Source organism: Microcystis sp. M113S1 (genome assembly GCF_020246945.1).
GTDB lineage: Bacteria > Cyanobacteriota > Cyanobacteriia > Cyanobacteriales > Microcystaceae > Microcystis.
Map to the genome: position 1 here is coordinate 17,415 of NZ_JADBSA010000032.1, position 14,918 is coordinate 32,332.

Below are 14,918 nucleotides of genomic sequence, written 5' to 3' on the forward strand. Positions count from 1 at the left end.
CTCCCTTCTCCCTGTTTCCTGTTCCCTGTTCCCTGTTCCCTGATAACTGATAACTGAAAATGCACGAACTAGGAATTACCCAAAATATTATTGAACTTGCTTTAGAACACTCGCGAGGAATGAAAGTTAAGCGCGTGGTGTTAGAGATTGGTAAACTAACGGCAATTATGCCAGAATCGATCGCTTTTTGTTTTGATACCTGTTGTCAAGGTACTAATATAGAGGGGGCAATGTTAGAGATTCTGGAAATTTCTGGTTTAGGACAGTGCCAAGATTGCGGAAATGAGCTAGAACTAGAATATCCCTACGGAATCTGCGATCGATGTGGTAGTCGCAATATAGTCATTTTACAGGGTCAAGAATTAAATCTCAAATCGTTGGAGACAGAATCCTTATGTGTGTAACCTGTGGTTGTTCTGATAACTCGGAAGTGATGGTAACTAATCCGCAAACGGGGACCCATGAACATATTTTAGCCGATGGTACTGTTATTAGCCATAGCCATCACGATCACGAGCATGAGCATCCCCATCATCCTGCGGAAATTCACGCTCAAATTCATGGTAGCATTCTCCAAGTTGAGCAAAATCTGCTGGCAAAAAATAATCTGTTAGCGGCACAAAATCGCGGTTGGTTGAAGGGGAGAAAAACTGTTGCCCTTAATCTAGTTTCTTCCCCCGGTTCGGGAAAAACTACCCTTTTAACTCGCACAATTGCCGATTTAAAAACCGCTATTCCTATCAGTGTCATTGAGGGAGATCAAGCAACAGCTAACGATGCCCAAAAAATTAGTGAAACCGGTTGTCAGGTTATCCAAATTAATACCGGAACAGGTTGTCATTTAGAAGCATCAATGGTAGAGAGAGGATTAATCGAACTCGATCCACCGATGAATTCTTTAGTCATGATCGAAAATGTAGGTAATCTAGTTTGTCCTGCTTTATTTGATTTGGGAGAAAATGCCAAAGTCGTCATTCTTTCCGTCACCGAAGGAGAAGATAAACCGATTAAATATCCCTATATGTTCCACGCTTCTCAAGTCATGATCTTGACAAAAATAGACCTACTGCCCTACGTTAATTTTAACCTCGATCGCTGTTTAGATTACGCCTATCAAGTTAATCCCAATCTGAAAGTTTTTCAAGTTTCCGCTACCACTGGAGAAGGTTTAGATGCTTGGTACGGTTGGTTAAAATCGCTGGTTTAAGTTAGCTTAACAAAATTAGAGATTCGTTCAAAATCTATCCTACAGAATCAATAAAGTGGAATACTTCTACTCACTTGTCTACAGGCGATTTTGTCAAAAAAAGTAAAGAAATGTGTGCATGACTCCTTATGGATCGGCACTAGATACTTGCTAAAGTTTCAATCCCGATAATTCAAGTAATACTATAATCATATTCTTTTGCCGCTTGTACTAAGGATAAAAGTTGTCCGGTTTGATCGGTTCCCGATACTCCTAAATCACTGTGACAGAGGATAACTTTTTCGCTTACCCTTGCCAATAAATCCCTTAAAACTCTCTGTAAACGTGCCTGATTTTCCTCTAATTCTGCTTCTGTTGTCCAGCGTTGATATGGACTTTCTCGCCAAAAAATCGGCGCAGCAAAAAGAGTAGCAGCACCTCCTTGTTCCCAGAGTGGAGAGGAACAATCTAGCCAAAAATGCCAACGATGACTAGAACGAAAAGAACGATATTGAAAGATATTGCCTAGGGTGACTGCTGAGGAAGATTTAATAAATTGTCGCACGGGATAGGGATTAGCAGTAATTGTGCCACGGCGCAAAAGTTGGATAAACTGACTAATAGTTTCGCTGGGACTTTGAAAACAGGGTTCACTCTCACGCAAACGGCGATCGATCTCCCAAAAATGTTGGGCAGTTTCCATTAATTCTCGTAAAGCTGCCAAGTGATCGAAGGGCAAATTTTCCCCATCGTTTAATAATTGTTCGATCGCTTGATTTAAGACAAAAATCGGGAAAAGTTTCGCTTCCTGCTGCCGTTTTTTCATCCCTTCGATCCAGTGACAAATTCTTTCGTAGGCAGTACAAGCTTTTTGTCCTAAGCGATCCCAACGGGGAAAAGTTTCGATCGCTAATAAACGAGGATTTTCCGGATGCACTTGATAACAATGATCGGCAATTAATCCGGCGCGGATTGGATCGATATCGGGAATTAAATTCTCTTCTTCATCCCAGCAATAACGGCTAAAAATCACCAGCATTTCCGCTATGGCCTCTTGGGGGGCTAAACGCCCCAAATTTGCGTAAACAAGGGCGAGAAGGGTCAATAAGGCCCGAATCAGAGGACAACTGATCAGGGGTCGTTGTTCGTTGAGGGGTTGAACGGGTATCCCAGCACCGGTTAAAATTTCCATCAGGCTATAACGGGCGATTTCGTCTAAACCGGGGGCAATAACGGCGATTTCTTCGGATTTTACCTCTCCTTGCTTGACTGCTTGAATAATAGCTGTGGCTGTCTTCCGTAACAATTCGGCGCGAGAGGTGGTTTGCAGGGAGATGAATTGATCGGGAAGATTGCCAAGATAGTTACCGTCGCTGATTAAGGAGAGAACCGTCTCGCTAAACTGAGCAGCTAACCCGTCGGTGGTAGATAATGGCATAATTTGACAGCGTGCCGCTAATTTTTGTAGATAATCGGGATCGGCAGTTAATCCTAAGCGAATTTTTCCCTGGGGATTGTAGGTAAAAACGCTAAAACAATCATGATCGAGGAAAAAACTGAGTAAATCCTTGGCAATAGCCGGATAATCGTCCACATCGTCCGCAAAAACTCCCCGGAAGCGTTTTAATAGTTGCTGCTGATAACGACTATCAGGAAATAAATAGCGCCAATAGAGTTCGTAGATGATACCATAACTTAATAAACCACGTTCTAGAGACCAATCACGCCATTGAATGATTAATTCTCCCACTTTTTCTGGTGTTTCCTGCTCATTAATCGCTAAAACTCGTTTTAAATCTGTTTCTGATAATCCGTCGGCTAATCTTTCGGGTATCTTTTCTGCGGGAACACCACTAGCGCCGGCTAATTGTAACAAATCGAGAACTTGACGGACAAAACGATATTCATTTATGCTAGTAAGCTGGAAGAATTCAGCGATCGCTGGTTGCCAGAGACGGGTGGCGAGTTCCTGTTCCGTTTCTGGGCGTAATCGGCGGGGAAATTGCGCTTTTAGCCCTAAAGACTCGAAAATTAACGGCCAAAACAGGATGACTTCATCGGTGAGAAAACCTAAAGGGGTTTTGCAGAGAATCGGATAGCTACCCCTAACAGCAAGGGCTAATTGATCGGCTAATTCCCGTTTGTTATCATCGTTGGCAGCGAAAACTAAGACCGTTTGGGAAAGGGGCGATGATTTCGATCGATCGAGATACAATGAATCCTGGGACTGACGTTGAGAAACAACCCAGCGCCGAAATTCCCCGACTAAAGCGGTGGTTTTTCCCGATCGAGTCCCACCTTCGATCCAAATTGGTATGATTGACATCGTTTTTTCTCGATTGTATTTGTTAAGATGACTGATTGGTACTCTAGCTTTTTTCCTTGTGGAAGTAATTGTTTCCTATGAATCTTAATCGGATTTTGCAAGGTGTTAATCAATGGTTATTACAAACTCCTGAACGTTCTTTAGATGAGGCTTATCATGCAGCTTTGAAGATTAAGGAGATAGAAGACAAGCATTTTCAAGGGCGAAAAGTGGCAGCGGAGTTCTCGAATTATGGCAGTACCACTAATTCCTATTTTATCGCAGAAGTTAAAGGTTATCTGCAAAAAATTAAAGTCAGATTGACGGAGTTTAAAGCCAGTCGCTCGATCGTTAATACCTTCGGACCAAATCAACCGACAATTAATAATGGGGTGATTACTGTCACCACAGATGTTTGTCTGAAAAAACTTCAGTTTATCGATAGTGTTATCGGAAAATATCAAGGTAATTATTGGCAAGAATATCTTGAAGATGGTCCCAAAAGTCTCCAGAACAGAAATTTTGAGCAGGAAACAGCCAAAAATAAGACTTCCAGAAATCGCTCTTTTTTAGCGGCGGGTAGTATTGAAGATGAGGAAATGATCAAAAGCAATAAATCCCAAAAAGCTACGGAAAAACCGGGAGTTTTACCCCGTTCTTTTGTCAATACTTTTAATCGCATTAAGCAGGAAATCGATCCCCAAGCGGAGGAATCGGAGGAGGCAGTTTTAAAAAGATTTCGCAATTCTCGTTATAAAACAGCCATTTCTCTCAAGTTTATTTTACTGTTAATTATTGTTCCTTTATTAACCCAGCAATTAACCAAAACTTTCCTGATCACCCCCTTGGTTAATAAATATTTCCAACAACAGGAACAGTTTATTTTTATCAATCAGGATTTAGAAGAAGAAGCTTTTTCGGAATTGAGAAGATTTGAGGAAGCTTTACATTTTCGAGGTATGATTGGTTTAGCACCCAAATTATCTAACGAAGAAATCGAGGGAGAAATTACTAAAAAAGCAGCGGTACTAAGTGAAGAATTTCGCCAACGAGGTTTAAACGCAATCGCTAATATTTTCGCCGATATTTGTTCCCTGATTGCCTTTGGTTTTGTTATCGCTTTTAGTCGTCGGGAAATCGAGATTGTCAAGTCTTTTCTTGATGGCATTCTCTATAATCTTAGCGATTCAGCTAAAGCTTTTTTAATTATTCTCTTTACCGATATATTTGTCGGTTTCCACTCTCCCCACGGTTGGGAAGTCATCCTAGAAGGGTTAAGTCGTCATTTCGGTTTACCGGAAAATCGCGAGTTTAATTTTCTCTTTATCGCCACTTTTCCCGTTATCTTGGATACAGTCTTAAAATATTGGATTTTCCGTTATCTCAATCGCATTTCTCCCTCGGCAGTGGCTACCTATCGTAATATGAATGAATAGGGTAAAATCAGGGAGAAACTTGATAATTTACCCTGCTAATTTGGGGGGGATAATTTGGCCGCTGTCTCTTGTACTTTGGTAAGTTCTAACTGCAAAGCAGTGGCAATCTGTTCTATACTTAAACCTAAAGCTAGTAAACTGGCGATCGCTTCAGTTTTAGCTTCTTCACGACCTTCTTCACGACCTTCTTCTCTAGCTTCTTGATAAAGTCGAGTCTGTCTGAGATCATCTAATCCGAACATAGCTTCTAACTCCGTGCGACTAAGATTAGTAAATTTATAGGCTAAGGTTCTTTCAATTAATTCTACAACTTTTTGCTGGAAAACTAGATCATCAATTTCAGCGATCGCTTTTTCTAAAAGTGGTTTTCCTCGTTGCTGTGCTAATTGGGGTGTAGCGACAATTAACTGAATAATTCCTAAACCCAGAGACGGAGCCAGATTATCGATTAATTCATCTAAATAAATACGTCTGATCTGTCCCGTTATCTCAAATCCCCGCAGTTGATAGGGAAAGTTATTATCCAGATCCCTGGAGGCAAATAAAGCTACAGCTATCCAATCCTGAACGGGTTTATACTGATTGAGATAGATGACAATTTCTGTTAAAAATCGCCAATAAAAATCACTTTTATCCTGAAATTGCACTTCAACAAAGTAAATAATTAGTTCCGGTGCTGCTGTGGTTGGTAAAAAAATACCGTCAAAACGACGCGCTAATTCTTTGATTTCTCGCGAGGAAAATTGATAATTTTCAGCTTTCTGGGTTGATTCTCCCAGTAATTCAAAAATTAACCCTGGAAAAGTTTGCAAGAGTTGATAAAAAATTGTATCGGTCTTCACAAGCTTGAAAAAATCTAGATGTTTACTAACAATTACTTACAAATCATCCAACAATAGCGTGACTAACACCTTATCGACACGATTACCGTCCATATCCACCACTTCCAAGCGCAACCTTTGCCATTCAAAATGAGCGGCAGCCCCCGGAATCCTACCAAGATAGGTAATAATAAAACCACCTAAAGTGTGATAATTGCCCTGTTTTTCCCCCGGTAATTCACTGATTTCAAATAATTCTTTAAAATCTTCGATCGCCACTGTACCATCGATCAACCAAGAACCATCTTCCCGCTGCACGATCTGAGCATCTTCAATATTATCTAATTGGGGTAAATCGCCGACAATTGCCTCTAAAATATCCTTGCGCGTCACCAATCCTTGAATTACCCCGTACTCATCCACTACCAAGGCAATATGATGACCACTTTGCTGCACCAATTCTAACACCTTTAAACCCCTAGTGCTTTCCGGCACAAAAAGCGGCTGTTGTAAATCCTTCGTCAGGTCGAAACTTTCACCGGTTAAACAATCTGCCAATAAGTCTGTGACTTCGATTACCCCCAAAACCTCATCTAAACTGCCCTGACACACAGGAAAACGGTTATGATTGCTCTCAATTAGCTTCTGGCGGTTAATTTCGGCACTATCTTCCAAATCTAGCCAAATAATATCTGGGCGCGTGGTCATAATCTGACTTACTCGGCGATCGCCCAATCCTAACACCCTTTCCACCATATCCTGTTCTGCTTCCTCAAAGGTTCCCGCTTCGGTTCCCTGTTTAAGCATAATTTTCAATTCTTCTTCCGTAATGGGGGAATCATTATTATTAGCGCTAATCCCCAACAAACTGAGAATCAGATTAGTCGATTGACTCAAAAGATGGACAACGGGCGAAACAATTTTCGATAGCTTATCGAGAGGATCAGCAACGAGGATAGCGATTTTTTCGGGATTACTTAAACCTAACCGTTTCGGCACTAATTCCCCCACCACTAGGGATAGATAGGTAATAATTAACACCACTAATCCTAATCCCAAAGCTTGACTGTAGGGGGCTAAAACGGGAACTTGCGCCAATAATTGCGCCACACTGACCGATAAATTGGCTCCTCCGTAGGCCCCGGCAAAGATTCCCACTAGGGTAATGCCAATCTGCACCGTCGATAAAATTTGATTGGGATCATTGGCCAATTTTAAGGCCATCGCCGCCCTTCGATCATCTCTGGCTAATTGTTCTAAACGGACTTTGCGCGCCGAGACAATGGCAATTTCCGAGAGGGCAAAGACTCCATTGAGGAGGATGAGGAAGAGTATAACAAGAATTTCGGTAGTCGCCGAGAACATGGTTAAAAGTTACAGGTAAAAGGGCGGATAGTTGTTTGGATCATAGTGCGAGGATCGGTTAAGTTCAGTAAAGAATCATCTTGATTTTTAACGAGTTACGAAGGCTTGTGTCTGGAGAGGGGGTACTCTCAGTATAAATGGGATAGGATAAAGTTCGCGCTCTTAGCTCAGTTAGCAGTGAACAGTCAAGAGTGACCTGTTGCCAGTAAAAAAAGTTGTCCCTGGGAGAGTGGGGACAAACTATCTCAATCTATTCGCCTGAAAAATTATGATCGCTACACCCGTATCATCGAAATCGAACGCTATCACGGAAATCCGCCCCGGACTACCGACTATTTGCGGTTGGGAACAGGAAATCGCGGCGATTGTTAATCACGATGATCCGATCTTTTTACCGACAACAAATCTCAACTTAGACAATATTCAGGCTGGTTTTGCCTGTGCCTTGCATATGCACCAACCCACCATCCCCGCGGGTGTTAACGGTGAATTAATCTGCAATCTCCAGCATATGTTCGAAAATCAGGGGGATGGTGATAACCATAATGCCAGTGTTTTTGCCTGGTGTTACAGTCGCATGGGCGATTTTGTCCCAGAATTGGTGGCGGAAGGCTGTAATCCCCGGATTATGCTCGATTATTCCGGCAATCTCCTCTGGGGTTTGGTACAGATGGGACGGCAGGATATCCTCGATAAACTCAAATTAATCACCTGTAACAGTCAATATCAACCCTATGTGGAATGGTTGGGGACGATGTGGAGTCATGCGGTGGCTCCTTCCACACCGATTCCCGATCTAAAATTGCAGATGCAAGCATGGCAAACCTATTTTGCCTCGATTTTTGGCCCAGATGCCCTGAAACGAGTCAAAGGGTTCTCTCCCCCGGAAATGCACCTTCCTAACCATCCCGATACCCTCTACGAGTATATTAAAGCCCTGAAAGAATGCGGCTATCGTTGGTTATTGGTACAGGAACACTCGGTGGAAAATCTCGACGGTTCGGGATTGAGTCAGGAACAAAAATATATTCCTAATCGCTTGCTGGCGCGCAATTCTCGGGGTGAAGTGATTGCGATTACTGCTTTGATTAAAACCCAGGGTTCCGACACCAAATTAGTCGCCCAAATGCAACCCTACCACGAGGCCAAATGCCGCAGTAAACAGCAAATCGGCGGCGTTTGGGTTCCTTCCCTAGGTTCCCAGATTGCCGACGGTGAAAATGGTGGCGTGATGATGAATGAATTTCCTCGCGATTTTCCCAATCCTTGGCGGGAAATGCAGGGGAGTTCCACTGTGGCAGGATTTAACGGCACGGAATATCTGGAGTTAATCGAGGCCGCTGGCGTTAATCCCCAAGATTATCCCCCAATTCAAGCCGTACACCAGCATAAAATCTGGCAGGGAGTTAATTCGGATGCCGCTACCCCTGAAGCAGTGGAACAGGCGATCGCTGAGTTAAAACAGTCCGACCACCGTTTTACCATGGATGGGGCATCTTGGACAAATGATCTCAGTTGGGTGCGCGGTTACGAAAATGTCCTCGAACCGATGAACCAATTAAGCGCTAAATTCCACGAGAAATATGCTCCTTTAGTACAGGCGGATCCTAGCTTCACCCGACGACCGGATTATCTGGAGGCACTGCTTTATAATTTGCTCGTGCAAACCAGTTGTTTCCGTTATTGGGGCCAGGGTACTTGGACCGATTATGCCCGCACTTTGTACGAAAGAGGCGCAGCCTTAACTCGCTAAGATAGTAAGGTATCTAGGGCGCAGAATCTGCGCCCTAGATAGTACAAATATATTAGTAGAGTATGTTCGCCGATGAAGTAACTTAGGCTGAAAAAGTTGACAAATATTTAGGGCTTGCTGAATAATGGTAAAACCCTTTTAAAATAAAGCTTTTGACCTGTTAAAGTCCGATGTTCATGCTGCGAAAATAGGATTGGGACTTTCAAAAACCTTGCATTATCCTTCTTATAGTACATCGCTTGGTACAAAAAACAAGGGCAACAAAGCCTGAAACTCCTGACTCCTGACTCCTGACTCCTGACTCCTACCACCACCGAAAAACTTTTTCAGCAAACCCTAATTAAAGAAATACTCAAATCCTGATAAAAATCCTCTTGTTTTAATTCCACTTTTGATTGAGAAGCCAGTAAAAGTAAAGCCCAAAAAATCGCCACCTTTTCCTGTGTTGCCGAGTGACTAGAGGGCTTTTCTGCTTGCCATAAATCTAATAAATACTCAAACTCTATCTCCTTTTTCTCTAATTGAAAAAACTTTCTCTGCAAAAAAAAGTCCAGTTCCGCCGCCAATTCCGTCAGGTTTTCTTGGTGGGCTAATTCCGTGATAATTTGTAACGCTTCCCGTCGGGATTGGGGACGGGGTTTCGGGACAACTACAGGCAGTTTCGGTAAAGCTTCAATCTCTAGGGCAATCTGTTGTAATTGAGTGATTAACTCCTGCAAAGTTACCCGTCTTTTTCGCGGTGGTGGGGCGGCAGTACGACGGCGAATATGATTTTCTAGATAACGGGGTAAAGTTCTTAATTCCCGTTCTAACTCGCTAATTTCCTCATCAATCAGACTTTCTTCTTGCTGGTCTAAAGACAATCTTTCTAGGGTATCAGCCTTAAATAAAACTAACATGGAAGCCCATAAAAAAGCCTGTCCCGATTGGGGTAAATTAGCCTGGGCCATGGCTAAATCTAGATCATTTAATAACCCCAATTCTGCCAAAAAGCGATCGATCACATCGATAACCTGCACATCCCAGGGGTCAATCTCTCCCTGTTCCGCCATTTCTAAAAGAGAGGCGATCGCATCACTGGCCGAGGTGATAGTCATGATTGTAGAATCTTGTAGGATCTCAAAGGATAGAATTTAGCAAGCAAAACCATGGACATATCGATCGCTGACCTGCGCTTGGACTACAATCTTGAAGAATTGCTAGAGTCAGAAACATCTGCCGATCCTTTCATTGTATTTAAACAATGGCTAGAACGGGCGGTATCTTCGGGAAGATTGGAACCCAACGCGATGACTTTAGCTACTATTTCCCCGGAGGGTAAACCCCGGGCCCGCATGGTATTGTTGAAAGACTTCGATCCTCGCGGTTTTGTTCTCTTTACCAACTACCACAGCGCCAAAGGACAGGAATTAATCGCTAATCCCAATGCGGCCCTAGTGTTTTGGTGGGGAGAATTGCAACGGCAAATTAGGATTGAGGGAACTGTAGAAAAAATCAGCGAGGAGGAATCGGATAATTACTTTTTTGTCCGTCCCTGGGAATCTCGTTTAGGGGCCTGGGCCTCCCATCAAAGTGAAGTGATTTCTGGGCGGGATATCCTCGAAAAACGCCTGGCAGAACTAAAAGAAGAATATGCTGGTCGTGAAGTTCCCCGTCCTCCTCATTGGGGCGGTTTTCGCCTAATTCCTAGTTTAATCGAGTTCTGGCAAGGTCGCCCCAGTCGTCTCCACGATCGTCTCTGTTATTATCGTCAAGAAGATGGCAGCTGGCAAAGGCAACGTTTAGCCCCTTAGTTTGATCTTGACACCTTGTATTGGCAAAATAGCTCGATGCTAATTCAATTTGTCATTTTAGTCTTGAGATAATATTAGGTCGATTTCTTTTCCCAACCCGCGCTTCCCTTAGCGATCGGGTTGGGCTATTATGCCATTTGTAGAAAGGCAATCCGTCCGCCCTAAAGTCTCAGAAAAACGATAGATCAGCAATTGTTTATAATGGGTTAGTGATTTGGGTACAATCTCAACTCCAATTAGAGATCGTCCGGCATCTTTAGAGGCTGAATCTTTGGCAAGAGTTTATGACAATCCCGAATGGTGTGAGATATAAAAAAAACACGGTGTTGATCCTGAACCTAAACCCGTTATATCCGCTTCTTTAAAATCTTCTTCCTATCGCAATCAATCCCTATCTTTCCCCTGCTTTGTTACCCGAAACTTTAGAAATTGCCAGAGGGATTGGGGATAAGTCCAACCGTGCAAGGGCATTGATATTGACAGGGTTAGTGGGACTTAGACAAAAAACAAATCAAGAAAAGCCTCAACCCCAATCCCCGCTTGGGACTTACTTCGAGAAGCCCAAAATCGCTGAAACCCAGATATATCAATGAAAATCACAAATCGAGGTTAACCCCTTGTCCGGTAATGGTTTGAGCCTTTTTTGCTGACCGAAAGCGCCTGAGTCCCATTAGCTCCCCATTTACCTTAAGTCTTATCCGAAGTATTAGCATATGAAACTTATGTTCCTCTTGCAGATCAGCTTTTTACGATATACTTAGAAGAAATAAGTAAGGTTTTGCTCAAGGATTTTTGGCAGATGGAAGGAACTATTTTACGCTTCGACATCTCTAATAACACAGGGGTTATCAGAGGCAATGACGGGACAAGATACCAGTTCACAAACTCCGAGTGGAAGGACGAAAAGGAATTTGCCAGAGTAGGTTTATTGGTGAATTTTGAGGTTAACTTAAATAATGAACCCGTTGATATTTACTGTATTCCTAAAGATAAGGGAAAGAGAATATGGCAGTATGATGGATATCTGGTGATGTTGCGGGGGGCATCTCTACCAAATCGCTGTATCAAAACCAATCGCCCGGTAATGGGAAAAGAAGAACATACTTTATCCTTTAATCCTTTATTTGTTAATTTTTCTGCCCTTTTTTCTGCCCTGATTAGAATCAGTTTTTTAATTTTTGTACCCTGGATTATAACAATACCGGTTATCATTGTCTATTTTGCTATGACAAAATACGAAAAAATCACTTTTGGACTTTCTCAAGAAGTTAAAAAACAGCACAGATTATTAATAGATACGATTTTCTCGTGCGTAATTTTTGGGATGATTATGGCTGCTGTTAATGTACATTACAGCTCAATAATATTTGCACTATTGTTAATAATATTTGCACTATTGTGCTTGCCGTTTTGGTTAATTTTACGGAAATCGCCACTGTCAACTTCTGGAATTTCAATAGCCTGGATTCAGGGTGAATACATTTGCATCCGTGGAATCAATAAAGAATATCTTTCTGAGTTTCCTGAATGGAGTAATTATAGACGACGTGGTTAGTTTTTTATTTATCCGAAATCTTACCCGAAGCCTTAGAAACAGCCAGAGGGATTGGGAATGAATCTTACTGTGCAGAGGCATTACAAGCCTTAACCGCCACCTTAACCCCTGCTAATGTTGACTTATCTTTCTGGGAAAATACCCTTCATGCTTTGGGTACTCTCACTGGGAGCATCTCACCTTTGTAACCCCTAAATCAGGTTTTATGTCAAGCTCTTTTGAAAGCCTTGCTAGAAACCAGTTCTAGGGATAAGTATAATTACTCACTTGCATAAATGAGATGCTCCCTTTTGGGGGAGAGGTCGCCTTAAGAGAAGTGTATCAAGGGATTAAGGATGTTAGTCGGTGGTGGCGGTGATTCCCGTCCCACTAATTAGCCTCCGCCTTACCCAAGTGAATCAGCGATTGCAGAAATCCGATAAAATAGTGAAATTAGCCTATAACTCGCTTGGAACAAAAACTATTGGGAGAGGCAGAACCATGACTGATAATAATCTGCTCTTCGATGTTTTAACACCCCTTAATTGTACCATTCATGTCAGTGTTGCCTATTGGGAAATCATTACTCAGATCAAACATCCCATAATGAAAGGACAAGAAAAATTAGTCCAAGAAACCCTAAGTCAACCTGATGAAATTCGACGTAGTCGCAGTGATCCTGATGTGTATTTATTCTACAAACTTCAACGAGAAAAACGTTGGCTCTGTGCCATTATTCGTAAACTCAATGGAGACGGTTTCGGTGATTACAACTTATCCCACTGATGCAATTAAAGAAGGAGAAATTTTATGGCAGAAGTAAATGTTTATTACGATCCGGTGGGAAATACTCTCACCGTTTGGTTTGGGGATCGTCATACAGAATACCTCTGTGAAGAAACCGGAGACGAAGTTATTTTAATGAAAAATAAGCAGGGTAAAGTTATCGGTTTTGAAAAACTTAATTACACAATTGCTGAAAACACCAACCTTAAAATTTCCCTAGAAACCGCAATCGCCATCGAAAGTTAAAATTACGGAGTAACTATTTATGCGCTATCAAGTTCGACTCAAACAAAGCGAAGAAGGTTATGCGATTTGGTGTCCTAATCTACCCGGATGCTGGTCACAGGGAGACACTGAAACAGAAGCCATCGAAAATATCAAAGAAGCAATACAAGACTATTTAGAGACAATTGAAGAATTAAACAAAGATGCTGAAATTCGTTATGTAGAAGTGGGATAAGTATGCCAAAATTACCGGTAATTAATCATCTAGGCGCTGTTAATGCCTTTGAAAAAGCGGGGTTTCGCATCACTAGACAGAGAAAACATATCACCATGACGAATGGAGAACGTACTATCACCATTCCACGAGCAAATCCGATTAATGCTTATACAATGGCAGGGATTGTTAAAGAAGCAGGTTTAACTATCGAACAATTCTTAGAATTGCTCTAAAACTATTCCCAACTTAGTCCCTTTAATCCTTCATTTTGGTGGACTGGTCGCCTTAAGAGAAGTCTATCAAGGCATTAGGGAAGTGAGTCGCTGGTGGAAATAATCTCTCCATATCATTTTGTCCGCAATAATTAATACCAACTTAATGCAAAATAAACTACCATGAAACAACTAATCGTACACATTCGTGACCAAGAAAAAGCAGAAACACTCTCTAAAATTTTAACTGCTTTAGATTTTGTTGACTCTGTAGAAATCATCGAAGATCAAACAACATTATCTGATAACGAGCAAGACTTCTTTGCCCTAGCAGGATTGTGGGAAGACAGGGATATTACCCCTAAATCTATCCGTGAAGCAGCATGGCGAGAAGAAAACCGATGATTTTATGTGACACCAATATCCTCATTGAATTCTATAAAAATAATCATAGGATTATCGAAGAGCTTCGCCATATTGGACTAAATCAACTAGCCATTAGTTCCATTACTCAAGCCGAATTATATTATGGAGCAATCAATAAAAATGAACTCAACAAAATCAAAAGACATCTCGGATTGCTACATACCTTTCCTGTAGATGTCGCAATATCCAATCAATTTATTAACTTAATGGAAACCTACTCCCTCAGTCACAAACTCAACATCCCTGACGCTATCATTGCCTCAACAGCATTAGTGCAGAATATTAAGCTATATACATTGAATTTGAGTGATTTTTGTTTTATTCAAGGCTTAGAACTCTATGATCTGTCAAATGAATAACCCATCAACGTTAGCATTTTCCAGCGTTCAGCGAACCAGTCATGAATTAGTCAAAAAATCAAAGAGAATGAAGATAATTGTTAATTCTATTCCCAATTTAGCGCCTTTAATCCTTCATTTTGGTGGACTGGTCGCCTTAAGAGAAGTGTATCAAAGTATTAGGAATGTTAGTCGCTGGTGGCGGTGATTCTCGTCCCACTAATTAGCCTCCACCTTACCCAATTGAATCAGCAGTCTGCTCCCCAGTGCCTTCGGCAAGCGTGGCAATCCGATAAAATATTGAATAGGTGACATCAGGAAAAAATTATCTATGGCAACCACATCCGAAGACGTATGGCGACTCTTAGCCGAATTAGCGACTGCTCAAGCCGAATTAACTGCTGCTCAAAAAGAAACTGACAAACAACTCAAGGAAACTGACCTACTATTGAAGGAAGTCAGTCAACAACAGAAGGAAAACGCCCAACAACTCAAGGAAACTGACCGACAACAGCAGAAAA

General features: G+C 41.8%; 16 protein-coding genes and 1 pseudogene. 13 read left to right on the forward strand and 4 right to left on the reverse strand.

Features of this window, described 5'->3' with window-relative positions:
- The first annotated feature begins 59 nt into the window (after positions 1-59).
- On the forward strand, positions 60-404 hold the full coding sequence (locus IM319_RS02045) for a hydrogenase maturation nickel metallochaperone HypA (RefSeq protein ID WP_002760536.1): 345 nt from the start codon (positions 60-62) through the stop codon (positions 402-404).
- Positions 395-1,207, forward strand: coding sequence for a hydrogenase nickel incorporation protein HypB (gene hypB, locus IM319_RS02050; RefSeq protein ID WP_286824233.1), 813 nt, complete (start codon positions 395-397; stop codon positions 1,205-1,207). The genes IM319_RS02045 and hypB overlap by 10 nt, the downstream gene beginning before the upstream one ends.
- Positions 1,208-1,379: 172 nt before the next feature.
- Here the strand turns inward: hypB and IM319_RS02055 are convergent, their stop codons facing one another.
- A complete protein-coding gene (locus IM319_RS02055; RefSeq protein ID WP_287734431.1) occupies positions 1,380-3,512 on the reverse strand; it encodes a recombinase family protein in 2,133 nt (710 codons plus the stop codon).
- A gap of 77 nt (positions 3,513-3,589) precedes the next feature.
- Here IM319_RS02055 and IM319_RS02060 point away from each other — a divergent pair, with 77 nt between their 5' ends.
- The gene (locus tag IM319_RS02060; protein ID WP_287685224.1) at positions 3,590-4,927 is read left to right on the forward strand and encodes a proton extrusion protein PcxA; all 1,338 of its coding nucleotides are present in this window, start codon (positions 3,590-3,592) and stop codon (positions 4,925-4,927) included.
- A 35-nt stretch (positions 4,928-4,962) separates the two neighbouring features.
- Here the strand turns inward: IM319_RS02060 and IM319_RS02065 are convergent, their stop codons facing one another.
- Together IM319_RS02065 and IM319_RS02070 are read right to left on the reverse strand one after the other, a co-directional pair.
- Positions 4,963-5,769: an Rpn family recombination-promoting nuclease/putative transposase gene (locus tag IM319_RS02065; RefSeq protein WP_287734432.1), complete on the reverse strand. Its 807-nt coding sequence runs from the start codon at positions 5,767-5,769 to the stop codon at positions 4,963-4,965.
- A 36-nt stretch (positions 5,770-5,805) separates the two neighbouring features.
- Entirely contained in the window at positions 5,806-7,113 is a 1,308-nt protein-coding gene (locus IM319_RS02070) for a hemolysin family protein (RefSeq protein WP_287675497.1), read from the reverse strand.
- Between the two features lie 268 nt (positions 7,114-7,381).
- On the opposite strand from IM319_RS02070, the gene IM319_RS02075 reads away from it, so the two are divergent.
- Positions 7,382-8,866 (forward strand): glycosyl hydrolase family 57, encoded by a 1,485-nt coding sequence (locus IM319_RS02075; RefSeq protein WP_287734433.1) that lies wholly within the window; start codon positions 7,382-7,384, stop codon positions 8,864-8,866.
- A 326-nt stretch (positions 8,867-9,192) separates the two neighbouring features.
- On the opposite strand, the gene IM319_RS02080 is transcribed toward IM319_RS02075, so the two are convergent.
- A complete protein-coding gene (locus IM319_RS02080; protein ID WP_286824239.1) occupies positions 9,193-9,963 on the reverse strand; it encodes a segregation/condensation protein A in 771 nt (256 codons plus the stop codon).
- Between the two features lie 51 nt (positions 9,964-10,014).
- Between IM319_RS02080 and pdxH the strand changes: the two genes are divergently transcribed.
- The 9 genes and pseudogenes from pdxH to IM319_RS02125 form a co-directional block, all read left to right on the forward strand.
- Positions 10,015-10,659 carry a pyridoxamine 5'-phosphate oxidase gene (pdxH, locus tag IM319_RS02085; RefSeq protein WP_287675500.1) on the forward strand — a complete coding sequence of 215 codons (645 nt, stop codon included), beginning with the start codon at positions 10,015-10,017 and terminating at the stop codon, positions 10,657-10,659.
- A gap of 799 nt (positions 10,660-11,458) precedes the next feature.
- Complete coding sequence (locus tag IM319_RS02090; protein ID WP_287734434.1) at positions 11,459-12,214, forward strand: hypothetical protein; 756 nt, start codon at positions 11,459-11,461, stop codon at positions 12,212-12,214.
- A gap of 480 nt (positions 12,215-12,694) precedes the next feature.
- Entirely contained in the window at positions 12,695-12,979 is a 285-nt protein-coding gene (locus tag IM319_RS02095; RefSeq protein ID WP_353857171.1) for a DUF4258 domain-containing protein, read from the forward strand.
- A gap of 24 nt (positions 12,980-13,003) precedes the next feature.
- Positions 13,004-13,225: a DUF2283 domain-containing protein gene (locus tag IM319_RS02100; protein ID WP_287734436.1), complete on the forward strand. Its 222-nt coding sequence runs from the start codon at positions 13,004-13,006 to the stop codon at positions 13,223-13,225.
- A gap of 19 nt (positions 13,226-13,244) precedes the next feature.
- Positions 13,245-13,439 (forward strand): type II toxin-antitoxin system HicB family antitoxin, encoded by a 195-nt coding sequence (locus IM319_RS02105; RefSeq protein WP_287685214.1) that lies wholly within the window; start codon positions 13,245-13,247, stop codon positions 13,437-13,439.
- A gap of 2 nt (positions 13,440-13,441) precedes the next feature.
- Complete coding sequence (locus tag IM319_RS02110) at positions 13,442-13,654, forward strand: type II toxin-antitoxin system HicA family toxin (RefSeq protein ID WP_287734437.1); 213 nt, start codon at positions 13,442-13,444, stop codon at positions 13,652-13,654.
- 162 nt (positions 13,655-13,816) lie between these two features.
- On the forward strand, positions 13,817-14,038 hold the full coding sequence (locus IM319_RS02115) for a hypothetical protein (protein WP_002780145.1): 222 nt from the start codon (positions 13,817-13,819) through the stop codon (positions 14,036-14,038).
- Positions 14,017-14,418 (forward strand): type II toxin-antitoxin system VapC family toxin, encoded by a 402-nt coding sequence (locus IM319_RS02120; RefSeq protein ID WP_287734439.1) that lies wholly within the window; start codon positions 14,017-14,019, stop codon positions 14,416-14,418. Before IM319_RS02115 ends, IM319_RS02120 begins: the two co-directional genes overlap by 22 nt.
- A gap of 310 nt (positions 14,419-14,728) precedes the next feature.
- Positions 14,729-14,918, forward strand: a pseudogene (locus tag IM319_RS02125) (DUF3782 domain-containing protein); the annotation flags it as partial.

Coding starts and splice junctions, on each gene's coding strand:
- hypB (WP_286824233.1), top strand. CDS start 395: ATGTGTGTAACCTGTGGTTGTTCTGATAACTCGGAAGTGATGGTAACT.
- IM319_RS02115 (WP_002780145.1), top strand. CDS start 13,817: ATGAAACAACTAATCGTACACATTCGTGACCAAGAAAAAGCAGAAACA.
- pdxH (WP_287675500.1), top strand. CDS start 10,015: ATGGACATATCGATCGCTGACCTGCGCTTGGACTACAATCTTGAAGAA.
- IM319_RS02095 (WP_353857171.1), top strand. CDS start 12,695: ATGACTGATAATAATCTGCTCTTCGATGTTTTAACACCCCTTAATTGT.
- IM319_RS02045 (WP_002760536.1), top strand. CDS start 60: ATGCACGAACTAGGAATTACCCAAAATATTATTGAACTTGCTTTAGAA.
- IM319_RS02100 (WP_287734436.1), top strand. CDS start 13,004: ATGGCAGAAGTAAATGTTTATTACGATCCGGTGGGAAATACTCTCACC.
- IM319_RS02080 (WP_286824239.1), bottom strand. CDS start 9,963: ATGACTATCACCTCGGCCAGTGATGCGATCGCCTCTCTTTTAGAAATG.
- IM319_RS02075 (WP_287734433.1), top strand. CDS start 7,382: ATGATCGCTACACCCGTATCATCGAAATCGAACGCTATCACGGAAATC.
- IM319_RS02120 (WP_287734439.1), top strand. CDS start 14,017: ATGGCGAGAAGAAAACCGATGATTTTATGTGACACCAATATCCTCATT.
- IM319_RS02090 (WP_287734434.1), top strand. CDS start 11,459: ATGGAAGGAACTATTTTACGCTTCGACATCTCTAATAACACAGGGGTT.
- IM319_RS02105 (WP_287685214.1), top strand. CDS start 13,245: ATGCGCTATCAAGTTCGACTCAAACAAAGCGAAGAAGGTTATGCGATT.
- IM319_RS02060 (WP_287685224.1), top strand. CDS start 3,590: ATGAATCTTAATCGGATTTTGCAAGGTGTTAATCAATGGTTATTACAA.
- IM319_RS02070 (WP_287675497.1), bottom strand. CDS start 7,113: ATGTTCTCGGCGACTACCGAAATTCTTGTTATACTCTTCCTCATCCTC.
- IM319_RS02110 (WP_287734437.1), top strand. CDS start 13,442: ATGCCAAAATTACCGGTAATTAATCATCTAGGCGCTGTTAATGCCTTT.
- IM319_RS02055 (WP_287734431.1), bottom strand. CDS start 3,512: ATGTCAATCATACCAATTTGGATCGAAGGTGGGACTCGATCGGGAAAA.